The organism is Pseudomonas sp. HP_01, from assembly GCF_055284355.1.
Window position 1 is genome coordinate 353,095 of the sequence record NZ_JBTOPV010000001.1, and the last position, 12,093, is coordinate 365,187.

Consider the following 12,093-nt stretch of genomic DNA (forward strand, 5'->3'; position numbering starts at 1 on the left):
CCTATTTTTTCAGGCCATTCAATAGCCTGAGTCATTTATGGTTCTGCGCCGCTTTCACCCTCCAAGGCGACAGATATCAGCATAAGGACTCCCCCTGCTCCACCGGCGATGGTAGCGTGCGGTGGTTTCTGATCGAACGATCAGACATTTCTCTCAACATGCCTGCCAAGGAATGCCCCACCCAATGGACTTTTCGCTCAAGCACCTCGCCGCCGCCACAATGATGTTCGCCGGCGTCTGCGCCTTCACACCGGCTGCCTTCGCCAACCTCACCGCGCAACAGAGCAGCACGATTGTCGGCAGCTTCAAGGAAAACACCGTCACTGATTTCCGCCAGTTCCTCAAAACCGTCAGCACTACCGACGTGGTCAAGGCGGCGGGCATCGAGCCGGCGATCAATGCCTTCCTCGCCAACAAGAAGCTGTCTGCCGATGAGCAGAACGACATCCATCGCCTGCTGGGGGTTTATGCGCGGGTAAAATACGGCAGCGCCGCCACCGAAACCCTGCGAGAGCTGGTCGCGATTCCCACGTTCCAGACCGAAGGCGTCGCCCAGCACGACAACCCGGCGTTCGTGAAGATTGCCGAGAAAATCAAAACCCTCGCCCAGTCGTTCAACCTGACCTTCCGCAACATCGACAACCGCGTCTATGAAGTGTCCCTTGAAGGCTCAAGCCCTGAGGTAGTGGGGATCCATGCCCACGCCGACGTGGTTCCGGTCACCCGGGAAAACTGGGTGCTGGCGGACGGCACTCGTCTCGACCCGTTCAAAGTCACCCTGATCGGCGACCGCATGTACGGCCGCGGCACCGAGGATGACAAGAACGGCATCGTCGTCGCGCTGTACGCCATGAAGGTGATCAAGGAAGAGAAGCTGCCACTGGCGCGCAATTTCAAGCTGCTGATCGACACCACTGAAGAAACCTCCGGCGACGCCATTCCCTATTACTTCGAACGTAACCCGACGCCGGCCTACAACCTGGCGCTCGACGGCAGCTACCCGGTGGTCATCGCGGAAAAGGGCTACGGCACGGTCATGGCCAGCTTCTCCGGCCGAACCGCAGAAGGCACGGGTGCGGAAATCACCTCGATGACCGGCGGCATGGCAACCAACCAGATCCCGTCGAAATCAGTCGTTACGCTGGTCACTGATCGCCCCGCCGAGCTCGCGGCCGAGCTGCAAAAAGCCGGCGCCGAGTACGCCCAGCAAAACGGTGGCAACTTCAAGGTCGACGCGCAAGTGGCCGACAAGGACGTCAAGCTGACGGTCACCGGCGTGTCGGCGCATTCCTCCGAGCCAGAGTCGGGGGTCAACCCGGTGGCGCGGATGCTCGATTTCATCAACGGTCTGGACGGTAAAGTCGCGCTCAAGCACAACGCGATCACCGACGCCGCGCGTTATGCCGCTGACAACTGGGGCCTCGACTACCTGGGCAGCAAACTGGGCGTCGGCTTCAGCGATGAGTTCATGGGCCCGCTGACGGCCTCGCTGACCTACGTGGCGATGGACGACAAGGCCTTCAAGCTGGCGGTCAATCTGCGCGTGCCAAGGGGCAAATCACCGGAAGCGCTGAAGGCGGAAATCGCACAGAAGCTGACGGCGTGGACCCAGCAGAGCCACATCACGCCGGGCTTCGATTACTCGATCGCCGAGCCGATGTACCGCAATCCCGAAGGCGAGTGGGTCAAGGCGCTGCTGGCCGTGGCCACCGAAAACCTGGGCATGGAGCACAAGTTCGGCACGTCCGCCGGCGCCACCTCAGTGCATGAACTGCCCAACGGCGTGCAGTTCGGCCTTGCCAAACCTGACGTTAAATACACCGGTCACACCGACGCCGAGTTCAAGACCACCGAGCAGTTCCTGCTGGACTTGCAGATCGTCACCGAGATGATGGGCCGCATCGGGCAACTGCCGAAGCTCTGACCGTTCTGCCTCGGGCCCGCTGCAATGGCGGGCCTGATTCGCGGCGAATGCAAGGACGTCAGGACTCAGTTCTGAAGCTTCGAGCCTGACCGGCGCACGATCTTGATCGAGTGTTTAAGGTTGGGCTTGCGGGTCACGCTGATCGCCCGTTGAGTGACCGTGTCCAGGGTGATGTTCCAGAAGCCGGTGCTGGGCACGACGATCTTCGCCGGAAAGCGGTCGAAGGCGCCGCCGTGATAAGTGTGCCGACCGCCGTTCTTGAAACTGCGGAAGTTGGCATCACTCATGAGGCGGATATTGCAGGCGTTCGAGGACTCGATCACCACGATGTCGCCTTCATTCAGGTGTTCGCGTTGGTGGATGAATTTCACGGGGATACCACGGCAGAGTTGAAAACGGCCGCGAGAATATCACGGAGAACTGGCCCGGAAGGCAGTGCTCCCTGAACGCCTAAACCAGAGACCAAAAAAAACCTCATGATCGCTCATGAGGTTTTTCTGTTTCTGGCGCCTGGTTCAACGGTATGGCAACCGACGCCTTCCCGGCTGAAGCCGGTCCTACGACACCGCATGAGGCAGCAGGACCAGTTTTAGCGAGATATCACGCCGGGGCGCTGGTGCGGATCAGGTGGTCGAAGGCGCTGAGGGAGGCTTTGGCGCCCTCGCCGACCGCGATCACGATCTGCTTGTACGGCACGGTGGTCACGTCGCCGGCAGCGAAGATGCCGGGGATGGACGTCTCACCGCGTTGATCAATGATGATCTCGCCCCGTGGCGACAGCTCGATGGTGCCCTTCAGCCACTCGGTGTTCGGCAGCAGACCGATCTGCACGAAGATACCTTCCAGCTCGATGGTGATTTCTTCACCGGTGAGGCGGTTCTTGTAGCGCAGGCCGTTGACCTTCTGGCCGTCGCCGGTTACTTCACTGGTCAACGCGCTGGTCAGCACCGTCACGTTGGGCAGGCTGTGCAACTTGCGTTGCAGGACCGCGTCGGCGCGCAGGTTGGCGTCGAATTCCAGCAGGGTCACGTGGGACACGATACCCGCCAGGTCGATGGCCGCTTCCACACCGGAGTTGCCGCCGCCGATCACCGCGACGCGCTTGCCTTTGAACAGCGGACCGTCACAGTGCGGGCAGTACGCAACGCCCTTGTTGCGGTATTGCTGCTCGCCCGGGACGTTCATTTCGCGCCAGCGTGCGCCGGTCGCCAGAATCACAGTCTTGCTTTTGAGCACGCCGCCGCTGGCGAACTTGACCTGGTGCAGCCCGCCGTTCTTGCCCGGAATCAGTTGCTCGCCGCGCTGCAGGTTGATGACGTCCACTTCGTACTGCTTGACGTGCTCTTCGAGGGCAACCACCAGCTTCGGCCCTTCGGTGTGCTGCATCGAAATGAAGTTCTCGATCGCCATGGTGTCCAGCACCTGGCCGCCGAAACGCTCGGCTGCCACAGCGGTGCGGATGCCTTTACGGGCCGCGTAAATCGCCGCCGACGAACCGGCCGGGCCACCACCGACAACCAGCACGTCGAAGGCCTCTTTGGCATTCAGCTTCTCGGCCTGACGGTCGCCGGCACTGGTGTCGATCTTCGCCAGAATTTCTTCCAGGTTCATGCGGCCCTGGCCGAACAGCTCGCCATTCAGGTAGATGCTTGGCACCGACATGATCTGGCGGTCGGTGACTTCCTGCTGGAACAGACTGCCTTCGATGGCGACGTGCTGCACGTTCGGGTTGAGCACGGCCAGCAGGTTCAGCGCCTGGACCACGTCCGGGCAGTTCTGGCAGGTCAGCGAGAAGTAGGTTTCAAACTTGAACTCACCGGTCAGGCCGCGAGCCTGTTCGATGGTGTCCTCGGAGGATTTGGACGGGTAGCCGCCGACTTGCAGCAGCGCCAGCACCAGCGAGGTGAATTCGTGACCCATTGGCAAACCGGCGAAGCGCAGCTTGATGTCCTGGCCCGGGCTGTTCAGGGCGAAGGACGGCGTGCGTGCATCGCTGCCATTGGTGTCCAGGGTGATCTTGTCGGAGCTGCTGACGATGTCGTTGAGCAGGGCCAGCATTTCCTGGGATTTTGCGCCGTCGTCAAGGGACGCAATGATCTCGATCGGGCGAGTGATCCGCTCCAGGTAAGATTTCAACTGAGCTTTAAGATTGGCGTCCAACATGGTTCGGCTTCCTTCTTCACTTTCAGGTCTGGATACGTTTCAGGATCTAGCGGGTTCTACAAAAAAAACGCCCGAGCGATAACCGCCCGGGCGTTTTTTGGGGGCGATGCGGTTTACGTGCTCACGGGCTCATCGCCCCCGATCCAGTCATGACGACTTAGATCTTGCCGACCAGGTCCAGGGACGGTGCCAGAGTGGCCTCGCCTTCTTTCCACTTGGCTGGGCAGACTTCGCCCGGGTGTGCAGCAACGTACTGAGCGGCCTTGATTTTGCGCAGCAGCTCGGAAGCGTCACGGCCAACACCGCCGTCGTTCAGTTCGACGATTTTGATTTCGCCTTCCGGGTTGATCACGAAAGTACCGCGGTCAGCCAGACCTGCTTCTTCGATCAGGACGTCGAAGTTGCGGGAGATTTTCAGGGTCGGGTCACCGATCATGGTGTACTGGATTTTGCCGATGGCTGGCGAAGTGTTGTGCCAGGCAGCGTGGGCAAAATGGGTATCGGTGGAAACGCTGTAGATTTCGACGCCCAGTTTCTGGAACTCGGCGTAGTTGTCCGCCAGGTCTTCCAGCTCGGTTGGGCAAACGAAGGTGAAGTCAGCCGGGTAGAAGAACACCACAGACCATTTGCCTTTCAGGTCGGCGTCCGACACTTCTACGAAGTTGCCGTTCTTGAAAGCAGTTGCCGTGAACGGTTTGACTTGGCTGTTGATGATAGGCATCAGTGAATCTCCTGAGGGTTGTGAAAATGGGGTGTTACAAATTCGATGGGGAGGATACTACGCAAAATCGTCGGCAGGGACTCATTGGCAAAGCTCATGCTGATGATTGGTTTTGACTATGAAGACGCTTTATTAATAGAAGGCGTTGTTGAGCAGGATCCGGTGGTGCCGCCCGTCAATTCATTCGGGAGGCATCCTGGCTAAAGCCGGTCCGGTGACGACTCGATAAGGCTTCGCACGCGCACGGCAAGTTCGTCGATGCTGAAGGGTTTGGTGAGCAGATCCATGCCATCGTCGAGGAAATCGCCACGCACTTCCGCCTCTTTCGCATAGCCGGTCATGAACAGCACGTTTAGGCCGGGGCGATGCTGGCGGGCGACTTCTGCGAGCTGGCGTCCGTTCAAACCCGGCAGCCCGACGTCCGTCACCAGCAAATCGATGGGCTCTGCGCCCTGCAGAACGAGCAGCGCCTCATGGCTGTCGCAGGCAACGTTGACGCGATAGCCCAGGTCCTTCAACACATCCACCACCAGCATGCGCACGTCAGGCTCGTCCTCGACCACCAGCACGCGCTCGCCCAGGCTGGCGCGGGGCGGTTCGATGCTGCGAGCGATGGCAGGTGGAAGTTCGACAACATCGTGATGACAGGGCAACAGCAAATCGATCCGCGTGCCGCGCCCTTCTTCGCTGGCAATGCTAACCCGGCCCCCGGTCTGATTGATGAAGCCATAGACCATCGAGAGCCCTAGCCCGGTGCCCTGCCCGATTGGCTTGGTGGTGAAGAACGGATCGAACGCCCGCGCAATGACCTCGCTGGACATCCCCAGCCCGGTGTCCTGTACGCGCAGGCGCACGTAGTCACCCGGCGCCAAGGCATCCTGCAAGAGGGCAATGTGGGTCAGCTCGGTCTGAATCAGCAGCCGACCGCCATCGGGCATCGCGTCGCGAGCGTTGATGACCAGGTTGAGCAAAGCGTTTTCCAGCTGATGCTCATCGGTGTTGGTCAGGCACGAGATCGTATGCAGATCGACCTCCAGCTCGATGCTTTCGCCAATGGTCCGGCGCAGCAGTTCTTCCATCGACGTCACCATGTGGTTAACGTCGACGGGCCTCTGATTGAGGGACTGGCGACGGGCGAACGCCAGCAGCCGGTGGGTGAGCGACGCAGCGCGGTTGGCCGAGCCCATGGCCGCCTCAATGTAACGATCGATCTCCGACACGCGCCCTGCGGCCACCCGACGCTGAATCAGGTCCAGCGCGCCGAGCACGCCGGTGAGCATGTTGTTGAAGTCATGGGCGATGCCGCCAGTCAGCTGGCCGATGGCGTCCATTTTCTGCGCGTGGCGCAAGGCCTCTTCCGCCTGGGCACGCTCGTTGATTTCGACCTGCAGGCGCTCATTGCTTTCCGCCAGTTCGCGGGTGCGCGCGGCGACGCGCTGCTCGAGGCTCTCGTTCAGCTCGCGCAACGCGTCTTCGGCACTGACCTGCGCCGTGATGTCCGTGCTGGTGCTCAACCAATGAATGATGCTGCCGCGCTCGTCGCGGATCGGCAACGCACGGGACAGGAACCAGCGGTACTGGCCGTCCTTGCCGCGCAGCGGGAACGTGTCCTCCCACAACGAGCCGGTGGCGAAGCAGCGCTGCAGGCGCGACTCGACCCGCTGGCCATGGTCAGGGTGATGCAACGATCGCCAGCCCAGCGCCATCATCGCTTCGTACGAGGTGCCGGTGTAGCTGTACCAGCGTTCGTTGTACCAGTGGATGCGCCCGGCGGGGTCCGCGATCCAGGCCAACTGACTCATGTTGTCGGCGAGGCTGCGAAACTGCCGCTCACTTTCCTCAAGCGCTTCGGTTCGGGAAAGCGCCTGGTCATCAGGTCCTGCTGGATTCAAGGGCATGGCTGCCGAAAAACTCGTGCTGGTCAAAGAGTGGGTCCGTCCCTAAAAACAATGGCTGGCCCGGCTCCCTCCATGGAGGCCGGACCGTTCACGTGTGCGGCGCGATGCTCGGCAGCACGTGGCGGGTGATGCTTAGCGCGTCGGTGTGCGCATGGTGACGAACTCTTCCGCCGCCGTAGGGTGCACGCCGATGGTGTCGTCGAAAATCTGCTTGGTGGCGCCGGCCTTGAGTGCGATCGCCAGGCTCTGAATGATCTCGCCTGCGTCAGGGCCGACCATGTGGCAACCCAGCACGCGATCGGTCTTGGCGTCGACCACCAGCTTCATCAGGGTGCGCTCCTGGTTGTCGGTCAGCGACAGCTTCATCGGCCGGAACTTGCTCTCGAACACCTGCACCTCATACCCGTCCTTCATGGCTTCGGCCTCGGTGAGACCGACCGTGCCGATGTTCGGCAGGCTGAACACGGCGGTGGGAATGTGGCGGTAATCCACCGCACGGTACTGCTCGGGCTTGAACAGGCGCCGCGCGACCGCCATGCCCTCGGCGAGTGCCACTGGCGTCAACTGCACGCGGCCGATGATGTCGCCGACGGCGATGATGGACGGCTCGGTGGTCTGATAGTCGCCGTTGACCTTGATGAAGCCCTTGTCATCCAGTTCGACGTTGACGGTGTCCATGCCCAGGTTGTCGAGCATGGGACGGCGCCCGGTGGCGTAGAACACGCAATCGGTGTTGAACGTGCTGCCGTCGTTCAGGCTCAGTTGCAAGGTGCCATCGGACAGCTTCTCGATGCTGTTGATTTCGGTCTTGAAGCGAATGTCCATCTCGCGCTTGGCGAGTTCTTCATGCAGATGGGTGCGCACGCTCTCGTCGAAGCCGCGCAGGAACAACTCGCCGCGGTACATCAGCGAGACGTCAGCGCCCAGGCCGTTGAAGATCGAGGCGAACTCCACGGCGATGTAGCCTCCGCCGACCACGACGACGCGCTTGGGCATCTGCTCGAGGAAAAACACTTCGTTGGAGGTGATGGCGTGCTCGCGCCCCGGGATCTCCGGCACCTGGGGCCAGCCACCGGTGGCGATCATGATGTGCTCGGCGGTGTGGACCTGGCCGTTGATTTCGACTTCGTGCGGGCCGCGCAGCCGTGCGTGGCCTTCCATCAAAGTGACGCCGCTGCTGTCCAGCAACTTGCGGTAGACGCCATTAAGGCGGCTGATTTCATGGTTCTTGTTGGCGATCAGGGTGGGCCAGTCAAAATGCGCCTCGCCACTGCTCCAGCCATAGCCTTTCGCTTGTTCGAAGTCTTCGGAATAGTGCGCGCCATAGACCATCAGCTTCTTCGGTACGCAACCGACATTGACACACGTGCCCCCCAGATAACGGCTCTCGGCCACGGCCACGCGCGCACCGAAACCGGCGGAAAAACGCGCCGCCCGGACGCCGGCCGAGCCTGCGCCAATTACAAAAAGGTCAAAGTCGTAACTCATGTGGATCTCCTAAGGGAGGCGTTAGCATAACCGCTTGAGCGCGCTCGGCAAGTTCCGCAGGACAGAAACGACAAAGCCACCCGGAGGTGGCTTTGTCTTACATACAGCGGCGTGGCAAAAGCCAGTACACCTGCTGTCATGTGCTGATTACAGTTCTTTGTAGAAATGCTCGAAGCAGAAGTTGGTGGCTTCGACGTAGCCGGCCGCACCGCCACAATCGAAACGCGTGCCTTTGAATTTGTAGGCCAGTACGTTGCCTTCAGCAGCTTGCTTCATCAAGGCGTCAGTGATCTGAATTTCACCGCCTTTGCCCGGCTCGGTGTTTTCGATTTTCTCGAAAATGTCCGGCGTCAGGATGTAACGACCAATGATCGCCAGATTCGAAGGAGCATCTTCAGGCTTTGGCTTCTCGACCATGTCGGTCACGCGGAACAGGCCAGGCTTGATCTCTTCACCCGCGATCACGCCGTATTTGTGAGTCTGATCGGCAGGCACTTCCTGAATGGCGACGATCGAGCATTTGTATTGCTTGTGCAGCTTGACCATCTGCTCCAGGACACCGTCACCGCCGGGATTGACACACAAGTCATCCGCCAGAACCACTGCAAATGCTTCGTTGCCAATCAGGGGCCGGCCGCTGAGAATTGCGTGGCCCAGACCTTTCATTTCGGTTTGACGGGTGTAGGAGAAGCTGCATTCGTCGATCAGTTTACGGATGCCGACCAGGTATTTTTCTTTGTCGGTGCCTTTGATCTGGTGTTCGAGCTCGTAGCTGATATCGAAGTGGTCTTCCAGCGCGCGCTTGCCGCGGCCGGTGACGATGGAGATTTCGGTCAGACCGGCCTCCAGCGCCTCTTCCACGCCGTATTGGATCAGTGGCTTGTTAACAACTGCCAGCATCTCTTTGGGCATGGCCTTGGTCGCTGGCAAAAAGCGAGTGCCGTATCCGGCTGCAGGGAACAAGCATTTCTTGATCATATAAATCCTTGATGAGCTGGGGGTGTTGCGGCGCAGTGTAATGAGGCGGCGATAACCTTACAATGCCGCTACTGGCCGTTTGCTGCCTAGGTAGAGGAACGCTGACGCAGATAGTTCCGCAAATAGTTCCGCAGACAACTCAGCAACCAGCTCCCTCGCCACGCTTCACCCACTGATTATTGGAATTCCATGCTGTCCTTCGTACGAGGGCATCCAGCGCCGCGTAACCGCCGTTCGGTGACCTTCGCAAGCGTAGCCCTGTTCGCCATCGACCGTGGGAAATTGTGCGATTGCCCTTTGGCATTTGCCGATTATCATGGGCGCCTGAATCACTAATCGAGACAAGTCGATGTCTGAAGTCAAAAGCGTGAACGGGTACCAGATCAAGAAACTCCAGGACGGCCAGTGGTGGCTGGTCGGCCACGACGGTGAAGCCGTGGCAGGCCCGTTCTCCAGCGAGAGCAGCGCCATTGAAGTCGCCGCCGTGTTCGAAGACACGCCGGCCCCGCGCCGCCGCGCTGACAAGAAAGACTGATAACCTCGCCCGGCCAGCCCCGCAATGGGGCATGGCCCAGGCGCACGTCAGACCCAGCGGTGCTCATGCGCGGTTAAATAAGCGCGCGCACCCTGCAAAAAATGTCGGGTGATGCCGGAACGATGGCACTTACCCCAAGTCTGAGACTAGCAATCCCAAAGCAGCACACCCCACACCGGCCCTCATCGCGAAGCATTCCACCATGATCAAGATCTTATCCGTCATTGCTGTACTGGCCCTGACCGGCTGCGCGACCGCGCAGAACACCTACCTCAAAGACGGCAAGCAGGCGCTGAGCATCGACTGCTCCGGCGAAGCCATGTCCTGGGCCGCCTGTTACGAAAAGGCTGACGCTTCCTGCGCGGGCACCGGCTACAACATCGTCAGCACCAACGGCACGCCGCAACCCAAGGAAGATGACAAGACCCTGGGTGTGGATGTCGGCAATTACAAAAACCGCACGGTACTGGTGGTCTGCAAATAACATCCCTCGCCGTTTACCGCTTGCACCGGGTCACGTTTCAATCGCCTGCAAACCGCGTCACTCGCCCGAGATACACGCCGTCACGGCGTGCTGCACATCTTTGGGCCGCAGCGGGTTGTTCGACATGCGCTCGAACAGCTTGATCGAGCTGCCGCTGGAACGGTTCTCGATGTCGACGATGGCAGCAGGGTCACTGCTCAACAGCTTCTGTGGAACGATGATACGCAGCCCTTCATGGTGCGGCTCGATCTGCGGCGGCTTGCGGCTGTCCGAGATGCGTCCGACGAAGCATGCCGCATAGTCCTTTGGCGACTTGCCGGACATGACACTCATGGTCGCCGGGGTGTGTTCAATGTCAGTGACTGTGGCGCAGCCGGTCATCGCCAGGGCCAGAATAACAACCGCCAATTTCATACAATCCCTCCAGTAAAGGTGCTTACGACAAGCCTGACCCGGATTAAATCCCGCGCGTCTGCTTTTTTACCCCCCGCTTCGCTGTCAGCGCTGCGTCGACAGGGGCTGAGGAGCGCGCAATAAAACCCGCCGGGATGATCAATGCCCAGGCTCGCCGTGCTATGGTTTCGGGTTTTCGAGAACGCTGTCTCCGGAGACACCCATGAAATTCGTCCACCAGCGCGAGCACCTCAACGAAGACGACATGGTCGTCATCGAGTGCTCCCAGCTTTGCAACATACGCCTGATGAGTGATGCCAACTTCCGCAGCTTCAAAAACGGCGGTCGTCACACCTACCACGGCGGCGCGTTCGACCGTTTCCCTGCCAAAATCGCGGTGCCCAGCACCGGCTTCTGGAACATCACCATCGACACCGCTGGCCGCAAACTGGACAGCAATGGCGGGCGCAAAACCGCGTTCACCCATTCGATCAAGATCGTCCGCCGCTCGTCCTCGCGTCTGAGCTGATGCGCCATTGAATACCGGTTGGCGTGAAATCTTTGTGTTTTTTTTGCGAACATCCGGTCAGCATTTCCAAGGAGTCAAATGTGAGCACCCCTGCCCCCGTCGTCAAATATGCAATCAGCTACAAACTCAACGGTGAACGTCGTTTCGAGTTTGCCCTGTTGCAGTCGCCTTCCCCCGATGAAGCGCTGGCAGCCCTGCAGAAGATGCACGCCGACGGTGACGATGTCATCAGCGATGTGAAGGTCAGCAAAGCGCTGTAGGCGAAATCCGGACAGGGGAAGCCCATGGTAATGCGGCACAAAAGCACGACGCCGACGACCCTTGATCTGTTCGCGGAGGATACGCCGCAACCGCCTTCGCGGGAGCAGATCGGGCCGCAGTCGTTCGTGTTCCGTGGCTTTGCCCTGCCGTTTATCGAGCAATTGCTGCCTGCCCTGGCGTCAGTTCTGACGCAGGCGCCGTTCCGCAACATGGTCACGCCCGGTGGTTACACGATGTCGGTGGCGCTGAGCAGTTGTGGGGATTTCGGCTGGACCACCGACCGCAGTGGCTACAAGTATTCCCCGATCGATCCCCACACGGGTCAGGCATGGCCGGCGATGCCCGGGGTGTTCATGGAGCTGGCAGTGGCGGCGGCTGCGGCGGCCGGGTTTGCGGCGTTTGCGCCTGATGCGTGCCTGATCAACCGTTACATCCCCGGGGCCAAGATGTCGCTTCATCAGGATAAGGATGAACGCGGTTATGAGTGGCCGGTGGTGTCGGTGTCACTGGGGTTGCCGGCGATGTTTTTGTTTGGCGGGCATGAGCGCAGTGATCCGACCCAGCGGGTGCCGTTGTTTCATGGGGACGTGGTGGTGTGGGGCGGGGTTGATCGGTTGCGCTTTCATGGGGTGATGCCGGTTCGGCAGGCGGAGCATCCGCAGTTGGGGGAGCAGCGGATTAATTTTACGTTCCGCAAGGCGCGGTGATCAGGATCGAGG

General features: G+C 60.1%; 12 protein-coding genes and 1 pseudogene. 6 read left to right on the forward strand and 7 right to left on the reverse strand.

Annotation, left to right across the window (positions count from 1 at the left end):
* The first annotated feature begins 184 nt into the window (after nt 1-184).
* Complete coding sequence (locus ACYAR8_RS01545; RefSeq protein WP_074885495.1) at nt 185-1,924, forward strand: dipeptidase; 1,740 nt, start codon at nt 185-187, stop codon at nt 1,922-1,924.
* Nucleotides 1,925-1,989: 65 nt separating this feature from the next.
* Here the strand turns inward: ACYAR8_RS01545 and ACYAR8_RS01550 are convergent, their stop codons facing one another.
* From ACYAR8_RS01550 to galU, 6 genes and pseudogenes are all read right to left on the reverse strand, one after another.
* Nucleotides 1,990-2,295, reverse strand: a complete 306-nt coding sequence (locus ACYAR8_RS01550) for a DUF1883 domain-containing protein (RefSeq protein WP_074885497.1) — start codon at nt 2,293-2,295, stop codon at nt 1,990-1,992.
* 229 nt (nt 2,296-2,524) lie between these two features.
* On the reverse strand, nt 2,525-4,087 hold the full coding sequence (gene ahpF / locus ACYAR8_RS01555; protein ID WP_463578864.1) for an alkyl hydroperoxide reductase subunit F: 1,563 nt from the start codon (nt 4,085-4,087) through the stop codon (nt 2,525-2,527).
* A 157-nt stretch (nt 4,088-4,244) separates the two neighbouring features.
* Nucleotides 4,245-4,808, reverse strand: coding sequence for an alkyl hydroperoxide reductase subunit C (gene ahpC, locus ACYAR8_RS01560; RefSeq protein WP_065987199.1), 564 nt, complete (start codon nt 4,806-4,808; stop codon nt 4,245-4,247).
* Between the two features lie 200 nt (nt 4,809-5,008).
* Nucleotides 5,009-6,679 (reverse strand): annotated as a pseudogene (locus ACYAR8_RS01565) (hybrid sensor histidine kinase/response regulator); the annotation flags it as partial.
* 159 nt (nt 6,680-6,838) lie between these two features.
* Nucleotides 6,839-8,194 (reverse strand): glutathione-disulfide reductase, encoded by a 1,356-nt coding sequence (gene gorA, locus ACYAR8_RS01570; RefSeq protein ID WP_074885505.1) that lies wholly within the window; start codon nt 8,192-8,194, stop codon nt 6,839-6,841.
* A gap of 147 nt (nt 8,195-8,341) precedes the next feature.
* Nucleotides 8,342-9,172, reverse strand: a complete 831-nt coding sequence (gene galU, locus ACYAR8_RS01575; RefSeq protein WP_074885507.1) for a UTP--glucose-1-phosphate uridylyltransferase GalU — start codon at nt 9,170-9,172, stop codon at nt 8,342-8,344.
* A gap of 349 nt (nt 9,173-9,521) precedes the next feature.
* Here galU and ACYAR8_RS01580 point away from each other — a divergent pair, with 349 nt between their 5' ends.
* Together ACYAR8_RS01580 and ACYAR8_RS01585 are read left to right on the forward strand one after the other, a co-directional pair.
* On the forward strand, nt 9,522-9,707 hold the full coding sequence (locus ACYAR8_RS01580) for a hypothetical protein (protein WP_065987194.1): 186 nt from the start codon (nt 9,522-9,524) through the stop codon (nt 9,705-9,707).
* Nucleotides 9,708-9,909: 202 nt separating this feature from the next.
* On the forward strand, nt 9,910-10,191 hold the full coding sequence (locus ACYAR8_RS01585; RefSeq protein ID WP_065987192.1) for a hypothetical protein: 282 nt from the start codon (nt 9,910-9,912) through the stop codon (nt 10,189-10,191).
* Between the two features lie 57 nt (nt 10,192-10,248).
* Here ACYAR8_RS01585 and ACYAR8_RS01590 read toward each other — a convergent pair whose 3' ends face one another.
* A complete protein-coding gene (locus tag ACYAR8_RS01590) occupies nt 10,249-10,605 on the reverse strand; it encodes a hypothetical protein (RefSeq protein ID WP_074885510.1) in 357 nt (118 codons plus the stop codon).
* Nucleotides 10,606-10,807: 202 nt separating this feature from the next.
* Here ACYAR8_RS01590 and ACYAR8_RS01595 point away from each other — a divergent pair, with 202 nt between their 5' ends.
* The 3 genes from ACYAR8_RS01595 to alkB all read left to right on the forward strand — a co-directional run bounded on the left by ACYAR8_RS01595 (nt 10,808) and on the right by alkB (nt 12,081).
* Entirely contained in the window at nt 10,808-11,113 is a 306-nt protein-coding gene (locus tag ACYAR8_RS01595) for a DUF1883 domain-containing protein (RefSeq protein WP_074885513.1), read from the forward strand.
* Nucleotides 11,114-11,193: 80 nt separating this feature from the next.
* The gene (locus ACYAR8_RS01600) at nt 11,194-11,373 is read left to right on the forward strand and encodes a hypothetical protein (RefSeq protein WP_074885516.1); all 180 of its coding nucleotides are present in this window, start codon (nt 11,194-11,196) and stop codon (nt 11,371-11,373) included.
* 30 nt (nt 11,374-11,403) lie between these two features.
* A complete protein-coding gene (alkB, locus tag ACYAR8_RS01605) occupies nt 11,404-12,081 on the forward strand; it encodes a DNA oxidative demethylase AlkB (protein ID WP_108121969.1) in 678 nt (225 codons plus the stop codon).
* Nucleotides 12,082-12,093 lie beyond the last annotated feature (12 nt).